The 16,054-nt window shown below is 61.0% G+C and carries 14 protein-coding genes; 6 read left to right on the top strand and 8 right to left on the bottom strand.

Annotated elements, in window-relative coordinates:
• Window positions 1-2: 2 nt before the first annotated feature.
• Complete coding sequence (locus tag ACM6I5_RS22545; RefSeq protein ID WP_017341416.1) at window positions 3-1,400, bottom strand: COG3014 family protein; 1,398 nt, start codon at window positions 1,398-1,400, stop codon at window positions 3-5.
• A 313-nt stretch (window positions 1,401-1,713) separates the two neighbouring features.
• On the opposite strand from ACM6I5_RS22545, the gene ACM6I5_RS22540 reads away from it, so the two are divergent.
• Entirely contained in the window at window positions 1,714-3,612 is a 1,899-nt protein-coding gene (locus tag ACM6I5_RS22540; RefSeq protein WP_414884756.1) for an FTR1 family protein, read from the top strand.
• Window positions 3,613-3,717: 105 nt separating this feature from the next.
• Window positions 3,718-4,173, top strand: coding sequence for a YaiI/YqxD family protein (locus tag ACM6I5_RS22535; protein ID WP_414884755.1), 456 nt, complete (start codon window positions 3,718-3,720; stop codon window positions 4,171-4,173).
• A 108-nt stretch (window positions 4,174-4,281) separates the two neighbouring features.
• Here the strand turns inward: ACM6I5_RS22535 and elbB are convergent, their stop codons facing one another.
• The gene (gene elbB / locus ACM6I5_RS22530; RefSeq protein WP_017341413.1) at window positions 4,282-4,950 is read right to left on the bottom strand and encodes an isoprenoid biosynthesis glyoxalase ElbB; all 669 of its coding nucleotides are present in this window, start codon (window positions 4,948-4,950) and stop codon (window positions 4,282-4,284) included.
• A gap of 115 nt (window positions 4,951-5,065) precedes the next feature.
• On the opposite strand from elbB, the gene ACM6I5_RS22525 reads away from it, so the two are divergent.
• Window positions 5,066-6,301: a sterol desaturase family protein gene (locus ACM6I5_RS22525; RefSeq protein ID WP_414884754.1), complete on the top strand. Its 1,236-nt coding sequence runs from the start codon at window positions 5,066-5,068 to the stop codon at window positions 6,299-6,301.
• Here ACM6I5_RS22525 and ACM6I5_RS22520 read toward each other — a convergent pair.
• Window positions 6,282-6,914, bottom strand: a complete 633-nt coding sequence (locus ACM6I5_RS22520) for a DedA family protein (RefSeq protein WP_414884753.1) — start codon at window positions 6,912-6,914, stop codon at window positions 6,282-6,284. The two genes, ACM6I5_RS22525 and ACM6I5_RS22520, sit on opposite strands and share 20 nt — an antisense overlap.
• Before the next feature lie 208 nt (window positions 6,915-7,122).
• Here ACM6I5_RS22520 and hemB point away from each other — a divergent pair, with 208 nt between their 5' ends.
• Both hemB and ppk1 read left to right on the top strand, forming a co-directional pair.
• Entirely contained in the window at window positions 7,123-8,136 is a 1,014-nt protein-coding gene (hemB, locus tag ACM6I5_RS22515) for a porphobilinogen synthase (protein ID WP_017341410.1), read from the top strand.
• Between the two features lie 18 nt (window positions 8,137-8,154).
• On the top strand, window positions 8,155-10,377 hold the full coding sequence (ppk1, locus tag ACM6I5_RS22510; RefSeq protein WP_017341409.1) for a polyphosphate kinase 1: 2,223 nt from the start codon (window positions 8,155-8,157) through the stop codon (window positions 10,375-10,377).
• Window positions 10,378-10,473: 96 nt separating this feature from the next.
• On the opposite strand, the gene ppx is transcribed toward ppk1, so the two are convergent.
• The 5 genes from ppx to ACM6I5_RS22485 form a co-directional block, all read right to left on the bottom strand.
• Window positions 10,474-11,976 carry an exopolyphosphatase gene (gene ppx / locus ACM6I5_RS22505; protein ID WP_017341408.1) on the bottom strand — a complete coding sequence of 501 codons (1,503 nt, stop codon included), beginning with the start codon at window positions 11,974-11,976 and terminating at the stop codon, window positions 10,474-10,476.
• 164 nt (window positions 11,977-12,140) lie between these two features.
• Window positions 12,141-12,878, bottom strand: a complete 738-nt coding sequence (locus ACM6I5_RS22500; protein WP_414884752.1) for an amino acid ABC transporter ATP-binding protein — start codon at window positions 12,876-12,878, stop codon at window positions 12,141-12,143.
• Window positions 12,865-13,515 carry an amino acid ABC transporter permease gene (locus ACM6I5_RS22495; protein WP_414884751.1) on the bottom strand — a complete coding sequence of 217 codons (651 nt, stop codon included), beginning with the start codon at window positions 13,513-13,515 and terminating at the stop codon, window positions 12,865-12,867. The genes ACM6I5_RS22500 and ACM6I5_RS22495 overlap by 14 nt, the downstream gene beginning before the upstream one ends.
• The gene (locus ACM6I5_RS22490; protein WP_414884750.1) at window positions 13,512-14,180 is read right to left on the bottom strand and encodes an amino acid ABC transporter permease; all 669 of its coding nucleotides are present in this window, start codon (window positions 14,178-14,180) and stop codon (window positions 13,512-13,514) included. The genes ACM6I5_RS22495 and ACM6I5_RS22490 overlap by 4 nt, the downstream gene beginning before the upstream one ends.
• A gap of 21 nt (window positions 14,181-14,201) precedes the next feature.
• Window positions 14,202-14,987 (bottom strand): transporter substrate-binding domain-containing protein, encoded by a 786-nt coding sequence (locus ACM6I5_RS22485; protein ID WP_414884749.1) that lies wholly within the window; start codon window positions 14,985-14,987, stop codon window positions 14,202-14,204.
• Between the two features lie 255 nt (window positions 14,988-15,242).
• Here ACM6I5_RS22485 and ACM6I5_RS22480 point away from each other — a divergent pair, with 255 nt between their 5' ends.
• Window positions 15,243-15,950: a FadR/GntR family transcriptional regulator gene (locus tag ACM6I5_RS22480; RefSeq protein WP_017341403.1), complete on the top strand. Its 708-nt coding sequence runs from the start codon at window positions 15,243-15,245 to the stop codon at window positions 15,948-15,950.
• Window positions 15,951-16,054 lie beyond the last annotated feature (104 nt).

Below are 16,054 nucleotides of genomic sequence, written 5' to 3'. Positions count from 1 at the left end.
TCTTAAGGTTGTTTGAGGCTGGCCACAGCCGTCGGGGTGCTGCTCGAGACGACGTGAGCCGCCAGGCCGCTGGCAAACACCTGGTTGCCCACGGCACGCAGGCTGATGACCTGATAGCGTTGATCGACGGTGACCTTGACCACCGAACCGCCGACCGCACTTGGCAGCGTGACCTGGTGCTCGCCTTTCTTCAGGCGCAGGCGCACCACCTGGGTGTTGTCCGGCAGCGTGCGCCACGTACGGGTATCGGCACCCTCGAGCACGGCTGAAGTGATACCGACCGCCAGGCCCGCGAGCGGGTTGGTTTCGTTGATTTTCTTCTGCGCGATGCCTTTGGTTACGGCGCGTACGGTGGTGCGCACGATGATGCCCGGCATGTCGTCACGCAGCGCGCGGCGGGACATGGCGGTGATGCTGTTGAGTTGCGTCAGGTTGAGCTGCTGGCCGTCCACGCCGATCTGGGCGAGCGTGGCGGTGGAGGTATCAGGCTTGATGATCGGGAACGACAGCGGGGTGATCACCACATTGCCGCTGATCGGCAGAGGCAGGGGCACGCGGATCGAATCCCGGGCTGGCGCCAGACCGCTTTGCACGACGATCAGGATGTCGCTGTCCTCGTCCTTGGCGTTTTTCTTGTCGAGGTCTTTCAGTGCCTGTTCCAGCAGTGGGGTGTTCGGGCGCAGTTCGGCCGCTTTGCGATAACCCGGCGCGGCCAGGTCTTTTTCACCCAGGGCTTCATAGACGAAGCCGGCCAGGTAATGGCTGAACGCACTCTGGTAGCTGTTTTTCAGGCCGACCACTTCCGGCGCATCGAGGCTGGCGACCGGGTAACCCTGCAGGTCCTTGTATTCGGTCTTGATGCCTTCTTTCTCGGCTTCCTCTTCGCTCTTGAGGTATTCCTTGTCGCGCAGGTCGGCGATCACCGCTTCACGTTCGTGGGTTTTCTTGATCGCAGTGCGCGCGCCGTCGAAGTCATTCACGGCCAGCAGGTTCAGGGCCATTTGCGTGGTCAGCATGACTTTTTCGTAGTCGTAGCCTTCGTAGCGACGGACCTTGTCGTTCACCAGGAAGCTGCCGAACTGAGCGAGGTACTTGCCGGTATCCAGCTTGACCGCGTCTTCCCACTGGCCGACCACCGTATCGGCGCTGGTCCAGGCGTTCTGGCTGCCGGACAAGTCGCCCTTGGCGCGCAGCAGTTCACCTTTCTCGAAGTAATACAGCAGGTCCTTGTCTTCGCCGGTGTTGTTCTTTTCCAGCAGGGTCAGCGCGGCGTCGACATTGCCGGAAGCCAGCTGCTGGTTGGTTTGTGCGAGTTCCGAGTCGTAGTTGCGGAATGCCGAACAGCCGGAGAGCAAAGTGACAGCGCTGAGCGCGATCAAGGTTAAGGCGCGGGAGGCCATAGTACTTCTTCCCTGAATGTATGCAGCCGTGCTTGCTGGTCGGGCTGTTGAGACCTATCGGCGCAGACGGGCGTCCTGCCAATTCCTCATGAGCAGAGGAGCTTGAGTGCCATGTCGATCAATTGCAGGCGCGGCATTATAAACAGGGATGGTGGCTACGTAATGGCTTTTTAGTTGCGTTTTTATAGAAAGTGCCATCATCGGGCAGCGACGAAAATCGAGGCTTCATGCGGCGTTTCACACAACAAAGCTTGAGCGAAAGTCATTCGAAGTGAACAATGTGTTACTTCGTATTTCCAATTGAGATTCATTCATGACTGCCCCGTCCCGTTTCCTGGCCTGGCTGGTGTTGCCACTGTTTGCCTTGTGCAGTTCCCATCTGCTGGCCGACACCGTGGAAGGCGCGCCGCAAGCGCTGCATTTGCTCGATTACATCGGTGCGGACTACCCGCAATCGGTACAAGCGGGCAAGGTCATCAATGAATCCGAGTACCGCGAGCAACTGGAATTTACCAAGGCGTTGCAAGGCTTGATCGCCGCCATGCCGGACAAAGCGGAAAAGGCTGGGTTGGAGCAGGGCGTCAGCACGCTGCACAGCGCCATCGCCGCTCGTCAGGACGGCGCAGACGTCGCCCGGCAGGCTCGGCAGCTGGGAGCGAAGCTGGCCGTGGCTTATGAAGTCAGTCAGGCGCCGATCATTACGCCGGACCCGACCCGGGGCGCGCCGCTGTACGCCCAGCATTGTTCGGTCTGCCATGGCGATGCCGGGGCCGGCGATGGCCCGGCCGGTGTCGGTCTGACGCCGCCGCCGGCCAATCTGCGCGATGTCGCGCGCCAGGACCGATTGAGCCTCTACGCGATCTACAACACCTTGGGGATGGGCGTGGAAGGCACCGACATGCCAGCCTTCGCCGATCAGCTGGACGACCGTCAGCGTTGGGACCTCGCCACCTATATCGCCAGTTTCAGTGCCGATCCGGCCGCGGCAACATCCGAAAAAACCTACAACATCGCCGACCTCGCCCGTCAGACCCCGGCGGAAGTGCTGGCCGCCGAGGGCCCGCAAGCGGCAGCGACCTTCCGCGCCCAGCGTTCGCAACCGCCGCAGGTCAAGCGTGGCCCGGCGCAATTGCTCGACTACACCGCTGCAACACTGGACAAAAGCGTCGCGGCCTATCGCGCCGGCGATCACGATCAGGCCTATGACCTGTCGGTAGCGGCGTACCTGGAAGGTTTCGAGCTGGTCGAAAGCTCCCTGGACAATGTCGACGCCAACGTGCGCAAAGACACTGAAAAATCCCTGATGGCTTACCGTCAGTCGTTGCAGGACGGCTTGTCGGTGGCCGAGGTCCAGAAACGTCTGGACGCGGCCAAAGCCAGGTTGAAAGAATCTGCCAGCCTGCTCGGCAGTGATGGTTTGAGCTGGTCCCTGAGCTACATTTCCGGTCTGCTGATTCTGTTGCGCGAAGGTCTGGAAGCGATTCTGGTGCTGGCGGCGATCCTTGCGTTCCTGCGCAACACTGGCCAGCAATCGGCGGTGCGCAGTGTCAACGTCGGTTGGGGCCTGGCGCTGGTGGCCGGTCTGGCAACATGGGCGCTGGCGGCGTTTGTGATCGACGTCAGCGGCTCGCAGCGTGAATTGCTGGAAGGCGCGACGGCGTTGTTCGCCGCGGTTATGGTGCTCTGGCTCGGCGTGTGGATGCACGACCGTCGCCACGCAGCGGCCTGGCAGGATTACATCAAGAGCAGCCTGGTGGGCGGCGGCGGGCGTTTCGGCTTTGCGACGCTGGCGTTTTTCTCGGTGTATCGCGAGTTGTTTGAGGTAATCCTGTTCTACGAGACCTTGTGGTTGCAGGCGGGACCAGCAGGGCATAACGCGGTATTGGCTGGCGGTGCCACGGCGCTGGTGCTGCTGGTGGGCCTGGCGTGGGTGATCCTGCGGGGCTCGGCGAAACTGCCGCTGTCGCTGTTCTTCAGCATCAATGCCGGGTTGCTGTGCGCACTGTCGGTGGTGTTTGCCGGTCACGGTGTGAAGGCATTGCAGGAAGCCGGGATCTTCGGCACGCGGCCGGTGCCGTTCTTTGAGTTCGACTGGCTGGGCATCCATGCTGATGCGTATTCGCTGAGTGCTCAGGCGGTGGCGATCATTGCGATCATTGTGTTGTATGGGCGTAGCTGGATGGCGGAGAAGCGGCGGGTGTCTGTTTCTTGAAAGCATTCGCTGCGCTCACAATCGCGAGCAGGCTCGCTCCCACAGGATGGCGTATAACCTGTGGGAGCGAGCCTGCTCGCGATTTTTTTGGAGAGGTCAAACCCAATGCGTGTGTGGATCGATGCCGACGCCTGCCCTCGGGCGGCCAAGGATCTGGTGGTTAAGTTCGCCCTCAAGCGTCAGTTCGAAGTGGTGCTGGTGGCGGGGCAGCCGCAGATCAAGCCTGGGTTGGCGCTGGTGAAGCTGATTGTGGTGCCGAGTGGCCCGGATGCGGCGGACGACTATCTGGTGGAGCACGCGGTGCCCGGCGAGCTGGTGATCTGCAGCGATGTGCCACTGGCCGACCGGCTAGTGAAAAAAGGCGTTGCAGCGCTGGACCCGCGGGGCAAGGAGTTCGACGCGCAGAACATGGGTGATCGGCTGGCGGTGCGCAACCTGTTCACCGACTTGCGTGAACAGGGGCAGATGAGCGGCGGGCCGGCACCGTTTGGCGAGCGGGAGAAGCAGGCGTTTGCCAATGCGCTGGACCGGATTCTTACGCGGCTAACGCGCAATCCCTGAACGGACCCTGTTCCTGTGGCGAGGGAGCTTGCTCCCGCTGGGGTGCGAAGCAGCCCCAAAACGAGCGGGAGCAAGCTCCCTCGCCACAAAAGCTCCTTATGCCATCCGTCAGGCGTCGTTTTCGTGGGTCAGTTCGAGGACGCGGTCGACCAGTTTGTTGATGCCGGACGCGGCTTCGCTGATCGATTGCGCCAGCATGTACGCCGGCGTGCTCACCAGTTTGCGGGCCTTGTCTTCAACGATGTCAGTCACCGCGCAGTCCGTGTGGGTCGCGCCCATCTTGTTCATCGCAGCGGCAGTGTCGGTATCGTTGCCGATGGTACAGGTCACGCCCGGCCCATAGATCTTCGCGGCCAGCGCCGGGGAGATGCAGATCAGCCCGACCGGTTTACCTGCTTCGGCAAACGCTTCAGCCAGCGCCAGGACTTCCGGTTGAACGGTGCAGCCGGCGCCTTCGATCGCGAAGTTCGACAGGTTCTTCGCCGCGCCAAAACCACCGGGCACGATCAGCGCGTCGAAGTCTTCGACGTCGGCTTCACGGAGATCCTTGATATTGCCCCGGGCGATCCGCGCCGACTCCACCAGCACATTGCGTGATTCGGGCATCTCTTCGCCAGTCAGGTGGTTGATCACATGCAGCTGTGCGATGTTGGGGGCAAAGCACTGCACCTGAGCGCCACGCTGGTCCAGGCGCAGGAGGGTGATCACACTCTCGTGGATCTCGGCGCCGTCGTAGACGCCACAGCCGGAAAGGATCACTGCAATTTTTTTGCTCATGGGTTTTTCTCCAGATTCATGGCGTTAAATGTCCACTAATTTGTCACTCGTTGCCATAGGGTTAATTCGCGGCTAAACATAGGATCTGTCCTCAAGATTCCGATCAGGGCGCGTCATGGACTTCATTCTGTATGCGGTGCCGTTCTTCTTTGTGCTGATTGCCGTCGAACTGCTGGCCGACCGCTGGCGCGGGGTGAGCAATTATCGGGTGGCCGACGCGATCAACAGCATCAGCACCGGCGTGCTGTCCACCACGACGGGCCTGTTGACCAAGGGTGTGGGGCTGGTGACGTACGCATTTGCCCTCAAGCACCTGGCACTGTTCGAGCTCTCGGCCGACAGTGTCTGGGTCTGGGTGTTTGCCTTTGTCCTCTATGACTTCTGCTACTACTGGCTGCATCGCATGGGTCACGAACGCAATATCCTCTGGGCAGCGCATTCGGTGCATCACCAGAGCGAGGACTACAACCTCTCCACAGCGTTGCGCCAGACCAGTACCGGGTTTCTGCTGAGCTGGATTTTCTACCTGCCGATGGCCGTGCTCGGCGTGCCGCTGCTGGTGTTCATCAGCGTCGCCGCGTTGAATCTGCTGTACCAATTCTGGGTGCATACGCGGCACATTCCCAAGCTCGGCTGGTTCGAGTGGTTCTTCGTCACACCTTCCAATCATCGGGCCCACCATGCACAGAACGCTCTCTACATGGATCGCAACTACGGCGGGGTGTTCATTATTTGGGACCGTCTGTTTGGCTCGTTCCAGGAAGAAGACGACAACGAGCCGGTGATTTTCGGCGTGACCACGCCACTGGCGAGCTGGAATCCGTTATGGGCAAACGTGCAGTTTTACGCGCAGCTCTGGGAGGACGCGCGGCGGGCTGAAAGCACCTGGGACAAGCTGCGGATCTGGTTCATGCGCACCGGTTGGCGCCCGGCGGACGTGGCGCAAAAGTACCCGATGAACAAACCGGATCTGAGTCAGTTTCGCAAATTCGAAGTACCGCTGGATGGGCGTCAGCAGGTTTACGTCCTGTTGCAGTTCTGCGTCTACATCGCGCTGGGCAGCTACTTGATGAACTTCGAGCCGCATCTGCCGACCTCCGCATTGGTGCTCGGCTGGAGTGCGGTGGCCTTGGGTTTGTTTACGTTGGGCGTGGCCCTGGAGAATCGCCCGTGGGCGTTGAAGCTGGAGCTGCTGCGCCTGGCATCGAATGTGCCGGTGGTGTGGCTGGCGCCGCTGGTGGGGTTGTGGCCGGCCAGCGCGGTGGGCTGGGTCGGCCTGCTGAGTTACAGCCTGCTCAGCGGGATCGGTCTCTACTGTTGCAGAAACCGCATCACTCGATTGGCGTCTTGACCTCGGCGGCCTTGGCCTGTTCGGCTTTCAAGGCCTGCTCGTCGGCGTAGACCTGCTTCGCCAGACGGGCGTTCTTGAAGCGTCGGCGCAACCACAGCACGACGCCCAGCACCAGCAGGGCGCCGAGCACCCATAGCTCGTACTTCTTGACGCTGCCCAGCATGCCTTCGAGCACCGCGCCGAAGTGATAGGCGGCGGCGGCCAGGGCGCTTGCCCAGATCGCGGCACCAATCCCGTTCAGCAGCAAGTAACGTCCTGGCGGATAGCCTGACAGGCCGATCGCCACCGGCATCACCGTGCGCAAACCGTAGACAAAGCGGAAGCTCAGCACCCAGATGTCCGGATGCCTGCGGATGTGCTCCAGCGCCCGATCACCCATCAACTGCCAGCGTGGCTTGCGCGCCAGCAGCTTGCGGCCGTGCTTGCGTCCCAGGAAGTACCACAGCTGATCGCCGGCATAGCTGCCGAAAAAAGCCACGACCACCACCAGGTTGATGTCCATGTATCCACGGAACGCGAGGAAGCCCGCGAGCACCAGAATGGTTTCGCCTTCGAAGAACGTGCCGAGAAAAAGGGCAAAGTAGCCGAAGTCATGCAGAAGTTGTTGGAGCATTGTCTGGGTGCTGGCGAAATGAACGCGCAGCCTAACCCTTCGTGCACATTCATGAAAGTGTCCAAATGTGTCTCGACGTGAACATTTCCTACAAGGACAATGGAATGCGACTACCTGTCACAGGGGTGCACATAACTGTAATACGTTGGTCATAATGGCCGCTTATAACTGTCACGCTCGCCCGTTAGCGCGGGCTCAGGAGTCTGCCGTGAGCTTTACCCCCGCCAACCGTTTGTTCCCAGGAACCCGTCTGCGTCGTAACCGACGTGATGATTTTTCGCGTCGACTGGTACGTGAAAACGTCCTGACCGTCGATGACCTGATCCTGCCGGTGTTCGTGCTCGAGGGTGAAAACCGTCGTGAAGCGGTGGCCTCGATGCCTGGCGTTGAACGCCTGACCATCGACCTGTTGCTGGAAGAAGCGGCCAAGTGGGTCGAGCTGGGCATTCCGGCCGTGGCGCTGTTCCCGGTCACGCCGCCCGAACTCAAGTCGCTGGACGCTGCCGAAGCCTGGAATCCCGAGGGCATTGCCCAGCGCGCCACCCGCGCGCTGCGTGCGCAGTTCCCTGAACTGGGCGTGATCACCGACGTCGCGCTGGACCCGTTCACCACCCACGGTCAGGACGGCATCCTCGACGAAGAAGGCTATGTGCAGAACGACATCACCGTCGATGCGCTGGTCAGGCAGGCCCTGTCCCACGCCGAAGCCGGCGCTCAGGTGGTGGCCCCGTCGGACATGATGGACGGTCGCATCCAGGCGATCCGCGAAGCCCTTGAACTGGCCGATCACGTCAACGTGCGGATCATGGCCTATTCGGCGAAGTACGCCAGCGCCTATTACGGCCCGTTCCGCGATGCGGTGGGGTCGGCGCTGAACCTGGGCAAGGCCAACAAGGCCTCCTATCAGATGGACCCGGCCAACAGCAACGAAGCCCTGCACGAAGTGGCGGCGGACTTGTCAGAAGGCGCGGACATGGTCATGGTCAAGCCAGGCATGCCGTACCTGGACATCCTTTACCGGGTCAAGGAAGAATTCAAAGTGCCGACCTTTGTCTATCAGGTCAGCGGTGAATACGCCATGCACATGGCGGCGATCCAGAATGGCTGGTTGAGCGAAGGGGTTATCCTCGAATCCCTGACCGCTTTTAAACGTGCAGGCGCTGATGGCATCCTGACTTACTTTGCCGTTCGTGCTGCTCAACTGTTACGAGAGCAAAAATAGCCCTCCCAGGAACATTCGATGAATACCGAAGGACTCACTGAAGTTGCAGTACAAGAGGCTCAACCTGTGGTGGAGCAGATCGCCGAAACCCCGCCGGTGCTGGAGCCTGCTCCGCCCGCGGTGGTGGTCGAAACCGCGCCGGCGGCGCCAGCGATTGTCGTTCCAGGCCTGGATGACAGCAGCCTGTACATCCATCGCGAGCTTTCGCAACTGCAGTTCAATATCCGCGTGCTGGAACAGGCGCTGGATGAGTCCTACCCGTTGCTGGAGCGGCTGAAGTTCCTGCTGATTTTCTCCAGCAACCTGGACGAGTTCTTCGAAATTCGTGTGGCCGGCCTCAAGAAGCAGATTACCTTCGCCCGTGAACAGGCCGGCGCCGATGGTCTGCAACCGCACCAGGCCCTGGCCCGGATCAGCGAACTGGTGCACGGCTACGTAGACCGCCAGTACGCGATCCTCAACGACATTCTGTTGCCGGAACTGGAGAAACATCAGGTCCGCTTCATCCGTCGCCGTTACTGGACCACCAAGCTCAAGACCTGGGTTCGCCGTTATTTCCGCGACGAGATCGCGCCGATCATCACCCCGATCGGCCTCGACCCGACGCACCCGTTCCCGTTGCTGGTGAACAAGAGCCTGAACTTTATCGTCGAGCTCGAAGGCATCGACGCCTTCGGTCGCGATTCCGGTCTGGCGATCATCCCGGCGCCGCGTCTGTTGCCTCGCATCATCAAGGTCCCGGAAGAAGTCGGCGGCCCTGGCGACAACTATGTATTCCTGTCGTCGATGATCCACGCGCACGCCGATGACCTGTTCCAGGGCATGAAGGTCAAGGGCTGCTACCAGTTCCGCCTGACCCGAAACGCCGACCTGGCCGTCGACACCGAAGACGTGGAAGACCTGGCCCGCGCCCTGCGCGGCGAACTGTTCTCCCGTCGCTACGGTGACGCGGTACGCCTGGAAGTGGCCGATACCTGCCCGAAACACCTGTCCGATTACTTGCTCAAGCAGTTCAACCTGCACGAGACCGAGTTGTACCAGGTCAACGGCCCGGTCAACCTGACCCGTCTGTTCAGCATCACCGGCCTCGACAGTCAGCGCGAGCTGCAATACCTGCCGTTCACGCCGCAGATCCCGAAACTGCTGCAGAACAGCGAGAACATTTTCAGCGTGATCAGCAAGCAGGATATCTTGCTGCTGCACCCGTTCGAGTCGTTTACGCCTGTCGTCGATTTGCTGCGCCAGGCTGCCAAGGACCCGCATGTACTGGCGGTCCGTCAGACGCTGTACCGCTCCGGCGCCAACTCGGAAATCGTTGATGCGCTGGTGGATGCGGCGCGTAACGGCAAGGAAGTCACTGCGGTGATCGAATTGCGTGCGCGGTTCGACGAAGAGTCCAACCTGCAACTGGCCAGCCGTCTGCAGGCGGCCGGTGCGGTGGTGATCTACGGCGTGGTCGGCTTCAAGACCCACGCCAAGATGATGCTGATCCTGCGTCGCGAGGCCGGCGAGATTGTGCGTTACGCCCACTTGGGTACGGGTAACTACCACGCCGCCAACGCCCGTTTGTACACCGACTACAGCTTGCTGACCTCCGATGACGCCTTGTGCGAAGACGTCGGCAAACTGTTCAGCCAGCTGATCGGCATGGGCAAGACCCTGCGCATGAAGAAGCTGCTGCACGCGCCGTTCACGTTGAAGAAGGGCATGCTCGACATGATTGCCCGTGAGACTCAGTTCGCCCTCGATGGCAAACCGGCGCATATCATCGCCAAGTTCAACTCGCTGACCGATCCGAAGATCATCCGTGCGTTGTACAAGGCCAGCCAGTCAGGCGTGCGCATCGATCTGGTGGTGCGTGGCATGTGCTGCCTGCGTCCGGGCATCGCCGGGGTTTCGCACAACATCCACGTGCGCTCGATCATCGGTCGCTTCCTGGAGCACACGCGAGTCTTCTACTTCTTGAATGGCGGTGACGAGCAGATGTTCCTGTCCAGTGCCGACTGGATGGAGCGCAACCTCGACAAGCGCGTCGAGACTTGCTTCCCGGTGGAAGGCAAGAAGCTGATCATGCGGGTCAAGAAAGAGCTGGAGCTTTACCTGACCGACAATACTCACAGCTGGAGCCTGCAGGCGGACGGTCGTTACATCCGCAACACGCCAACCGGCAACCAGAACCCGCGCAGTGCGCAGGCCACGTTGCTGGAGCGCTTGGGCAGTCCGATTCTGGCTGTGCGTTGACCCTGCACGCTGCATAAAAAATGGCGATCCCTGCGGATCGCCATTTTTGTTTGTAGCGAGATGCCTGTGGCGAGGGATTGTGTTCGCTCCGGGTTTTTAGCGGACGTTCAGGGTGAAACCGACCCGCGTCAGCCACTCCGCTTCCAGGGCGAAGTCGGCCTGGGTCAGCTGGTTTTCGTCCAGCCAGTTCTCCGGGAACTGCACATCCAGACTGTGGCCATTGGCGTGCAACACCACCTGAGGCATTTCCTGGGTGCCGCGGATGTGATGGAACAGGATCGCAAAGCGCAGCAGTACGCACAGGCGAATCAGCTTGATGCCATCGTCGCCAAAATCGGCAAACCGGTCCTTGGGAATATTGCGGCGGTGGCCACGCACCAGTAGCGCGAGCATCAGTTGGTCTTCGCGGGAGAACCCGGCAAGGTCCGAGTGCTCGATCAGGTACGAACCGTGTTTGTGATACTGATAGTGAGCGATGTCCAGGCCCACTTCATGGACCTTGGCGGCCCAGCCCAGCAACTCGCGCCAGACGCCGTCATCCAGGTCCCAATCCTCGGCCACCTGATCGAAGGCATGCAGCGCCTTGCGCTCGACCCGCGCCGCTTGCTCCAGATCGACGTGGTAACGCTCCATCAGCGAGCTGAGCGTGCGCTCACGGACGTCTTCATGATGATGACGGCCCAGCAGGTCATAGAGCACGCCTTCGCGCAGGGCGCCTTCACAGTGGTCCATGCGCTGGAGTTCGAGGGCATCGAAGATTGCTTCGAGAATGGCCAGGCCGGCCGGGAAAATCGCCCGGCGGTCAGGCTTGATGCCCTCGAAGTCGATTTTCTCGACGTCGCCGAGTTTGATCAGCTTGCGCTTGAGCCAGGCCAGGCCCTGGGCGTTGACCTCGCCCGAGCCATGACCGCCGGCCTTCAGCGCCAGGCCGATGGCGCGGATGGTGCCCGAGGAGCCGATGGCTTCATCCCAGGTCAGGCGGTGCAGGGCGTGTTCAATGCTCATGATCTCCAGCCGCGCCGCCGTGTACGCCTGGGCGTAGCGGGCCGGGGTGATCTTGCCGTCCTTGAAATAGCGCTGGGTGTAGCTGACGCAACCCATTTGCAGGCTTTCGCGCAGCAGCGGTTCGAAGCGCTGGCCGATGATGAATTCAGTACTGCCGCCGCCGATGTCGGCCACCAGGCGCTTGCCCGGGGTGTCGGCGAGGGTGTGGGACACACCGAGGTAGATCAGGCGCGCTTCTTCACGGCCGGAGATGACTTCTACCGGGTGACCGAGGATTTCTTCGGCGCGGTGTATGAATTCGTTGCGGTTGCGGGCTTCACGCAGGGCGTTGGTGCCGACGATCCGCACGGCGCCCTGGGGCATACCGTTGATCAGTTGGGCGAAGCGCTTGAGGCAATCGAGCCCGCGCTGCATGGATTCTTCACTGAGCTGGCGCTCTTCGTCGATGCCCGCGGCCAGCTGGACCTTCTCCCCGAGACGCTCGAGAATACGGATTTCGCCGTTCTGGGCCTTGGCCACGACCATGTGAAAGCTGTTGGAGCCCAGGTCGATTGCGGCGATCAGGGACAGATTCTTGGCTTGGGATTGCGGCATGGTCAGGGGGTCTCGGTCGATAACCCAGACATCGTGCCACGATCAAACGCTGACGCCAACGCGCAGTGTTCAAACCCTTGATCCTGCGCAACCCTGTAGATGACCGCAGCGCGGTCAATCGCGGGCAAGCCCGCGATGAGGCCATCACAGACCTTAAAGAGCTTTCAGGCTGTCGATTCCACAGTACCAATGAAATTCGCCAGCTCCGCCGTCTGCGGATTCGCGAACAGAATCTTCGGATCCCCGACCTCATGCACCTTCCCCAGATGCATGAACACCAACTTATCCCCAACCTCCCGGGCAAAGCGCATTTCATGGGTGACCATGATCAGCGTCATACCCTCTTTGGCCAATTGCCGAACCACGCTCAGCACCTCATTGACCAATTCCGGGTCCAGCGCCGAGGTGATCTCGTCACACAGCAACACCTTGGGTGACATCGCCAGCGCACGGGCAATCGCCACGCGCTGTTGTTGCCCACCGGACAGCCGATCCGGGAAGGCATCAAACTTCTCGCCGAGCCCGACCCGTTCCAGCATCTCCCGCGCCAACTCAGCCGCTCTGGCCTTGGGCACTTTCTGCACCACCTGGGGCGCGAGCATCACGTTTTCGCCCACGGTCAGGTGCGGGAACAGGTTGAACTGCTGAAACACCATCCCGACTTTCTGCCGCAGGCTGCGCAGGTCGGCGCGGGCGGCATCGAGGTATTCGCCATCGACTTCGATGACCCCGTCGTTGATCGACTCCAGGCCATTCAACGTGCGCAGCAACGTCGATTTGCCCGAGCCGCTGCGGCCGATGATCGCCACCACCTGGCCTTCCTCGACGCTCAGGTCGATGCCTTTGAGCACATGGTGGTCGCCGTAATATTTATGCAGGGCGGAAATTCTAAGTAGAGGCATGCAGTCTCCTTTCCAGGTAGCGCGCACTGAGGGACAAGGGGTAGCAGAGCAGGAAGTAACCGAGGGCCACGAGGCCGTAGACCATGAACGGTTCGAAGGTTGCGTTGGCGAGCATGCCGCCGGTCTTGGTCAGCTCGGTGAAGCCGATGATCGAGGTCACGGCGGTGCCTTTGACCACTTGCACCGAGAAACCCACGGTTGGCGCCACGGCGATGCGCAAGGCTTGCGGCAGGATCACGTAGCGCAGTTGCTCCAGCGGGTTGAGTGCCAGGCTTGACGAGGCTTCCCACTGACCGTGGGGGATCGACTCGACGCAACCGCGCCAGATCTCCGCCAGGTAAGCGCTGGTGAACAACGTCAGGGCTATCGCCGCTGCCATCCACGGCGAAATCTCCAGGCCGGCCAATGCCACACCGAAGAACACCAGAAACAGCTGCATCAACAGCGGCGTGCCCTGAAACAGCTCGATGTAGGTGCGGGCGAAACTGCGCGGCAGGGCTTTCTTTGAGATGCGCATGACCATGATCAGCAAGCCGATCAACCCGCCGCCGATAAACGCCACCAGCGACAGCGCCAGCGTCCATTGCAGGCCTGTGAGCAGGTTGCGCACGATGTCCCAGAAGGTGAAATCGCTCATTGGCCGCTCCTTGCTATGTAGCGACGGCCGATCCAGTTCAGTAACTGACGGATCAGCAGCGCCATGCACAGGTAAAGCAATGTGGTCAGGGCATAGGTTTCAAAGGCGCGGAAGTTGCGCGACTGAATGAAGTTGGCGGCAAAACTCAGTTCTTCGGTGGCGATCTGCGAGCAGACCGCCGAGCCGAGCATGACGATGATGACCTGGCTGCTCAGCGCCGGCCACACTTTGCCCAGCGCTGGCAGCAGGATCACGTGGCGGAAGGCTTCGAGCCGGGTCATCGCCAACGCTGCAGCGGCTTCCAGTTGCCCACGGGGAATCGCTTGAATGCCAGCGCGGATGATCTCGGTGGAATAAGCCCCGAGGTTGACCACCATGGCCAGCACCGCGGCCTGCCATTCGGAAATCTGCACGCCCAGCGATGGCAAACCGAAGAAGATGAAAAACAGCTGCACCAGAAACGGCGTGTTGCGGATCAACTCGACGTAGACCCCGAAAATCGCCGAGAACGGGCGGATGTTCCAGGCCCGCACCAGCGCCCCGACGATGCCCAGGCCCACGCCGAGCACCGCGCCGATGGCCGTCAGTTCAAGGGTGAACAGCGCACCGCGCAACAGCAGGTCAGTGTTTTGCACCACCGGTATGAAGTCGAACTGATAAGACATATCGAGTCTCCCGAGCGACGATCAGAGATCGGCCGGCAGCGGCTCTTTGAGCCAGGTCTGTGAATTCTTTTCCAGCGCGCCGTCGGTCTTGGCAGTGGCGAGGATCTGGTTGACCTTGCCCAGCAACGCCGGCTCGTTCTTGTTCACACCCACGTAGACCGGCGAATCCTTGAGCTTCACTTTCAGTGCCGGCACGCGTTTCGGGTTTTTCTCGCTGATCGCCACCATCACCACGTTGCCGCTGGCGATCAGGTCGACCTGGCCGGCGAGGTAGGCGGCGATGGTCGAGTTGTTGTCCTCGAAGCGCTTGATGGTCACGCCTTCGGGGGCAACCTTGGTCAGCTCGATGTCTTCGATGGCGCCACGGGTGACGCTGACGGTTTTGCCCTTGAGGTCGTCCAGGCTTTTGATATCGGCGTCCGGCGGACCGAACACCGCGAGGTAGAACGGCGCATAGGCGCTGGAAAAATCGATGACTTTCTCGCGCTCGGGGTTCTTGCCGAGGCTGGAAATCACCAGGTCGACTTTGCCGGTGGTGAGGAACGGGATGCGGTTGGTGCTGTTGACCGGCGTCAGCTCAAGTTTGACCTGTAGCTGGTCGGCCAGCAGTTTCGCGGTGTCGATATCGAGGCCGCGGGGTTTCATGTCCGGACCGACCGAGCCGAACGGCGGGAAGTCCTGAGGCACGGCCACCTTGAGGACGCCGCGCTTGACCACATCGTCCAGGCCGTCGGCGTGGGCGGGCATCTGGCTCAGCATCAGGCTGGCAAACAGGGAAGCGAGGAGGGCGCTGTAACGCAGGGTCATGGCAAATCTCCGGATCGGCGAGGAATGATTTCTGCGGATCGACAGAGCACGGGCCATGCCAACATCGGGGTTTAGCGGTGCGAAGCCACGGTTTTGCTGGCGTTGTACGGTCTTACTGGTCTGAACAGTCGCGCCGCGTTTCGCACTCCGATAGCGCATCGTTGGTCATCGCCGAACCCCGGTGGGGCACGACTTGCCGGGCGCCGCGAATAGCTTTAAAACTAGCCGCTCATTCGCCTGGTTCGTCTGAAAACCATGAACTCGATCTCCCGAGCCGTACCTGAAGTGGCGCTGCAAGCCATCCGCAAATTGATCGCCGAGCAAGGATTCGGGCCGGGGGATGCCTTGCCCTCGCAACGTGATCTGGCGGTGCAGTTGGGGGTGAGTCGGGCGTCGTTGCGCGAGGCGTTGTCGTCATTGAGTGCGTTGGGTGTGATCAGCATTCAGCCGGGCAAGGGCGTGTTCGTGCAGGCACCGGTGGAATTGCCGCGATTCGATGCGACGCCGGGCTGGCCGTTCGCGGCCCAGGCTTCGCCGCTGGACATCTTCCAGTTGCGCTATGCCCTTGAAGGTTTTGCCGCCGGGCTGGCTGCCGTGACGTTGAGCACCGATGAGCTCGATGCTTTGGAGGACAACGTCGCTGCGATGCGCAATGAATTGAAGGTGGGCGATTTTGAGGCGGCGGCACGCCTGGACTTCGAATTCCACCGGCGCATCCTGCTGGCCAGCGGCAATCAGGCGATGCTGAGCATTCTCAGCGCCAGCGCCGACATCTTTCTGGAGAGCCAGAAGCTACCGTTCATCCGGGCAGAGCGAGCCATGGAAACCTGGCAGGAGCATCGTAAAATACTCCGCGCGCTGGCCCGGCGCTCGTCCGGCGCGGCGCAGAAGGCCATGCACGAACATGTGCGCAACGCCGCCCTGCGCACCGGGATTGCCTTCGTTGCTCCCGCCACGTCCTGACTTGAGCTATACCCAAACTCATGCACCACCATAGCGAGACTCAATCATCTGCACCTTCCTGAACGAAGGAAGGGCGGCTATGATGGGCCACGTTTTTTTGCTTA

Source organism: Pseudomonas sp. IT-P171 (assembly GCF_949767765.1).
In the GTDB taxonomy this organism is placed as follows: Bacteria; Pseudomonadota; Gammaproteobacteria; order Pseudomonadales; family Pseudomonadaceae; genus Aquipseudomonas; species Aquipseudomonas fluorescens_B.
This window is presented reverse-complemented; position numbering and strand designations above follow the sequence as displayed.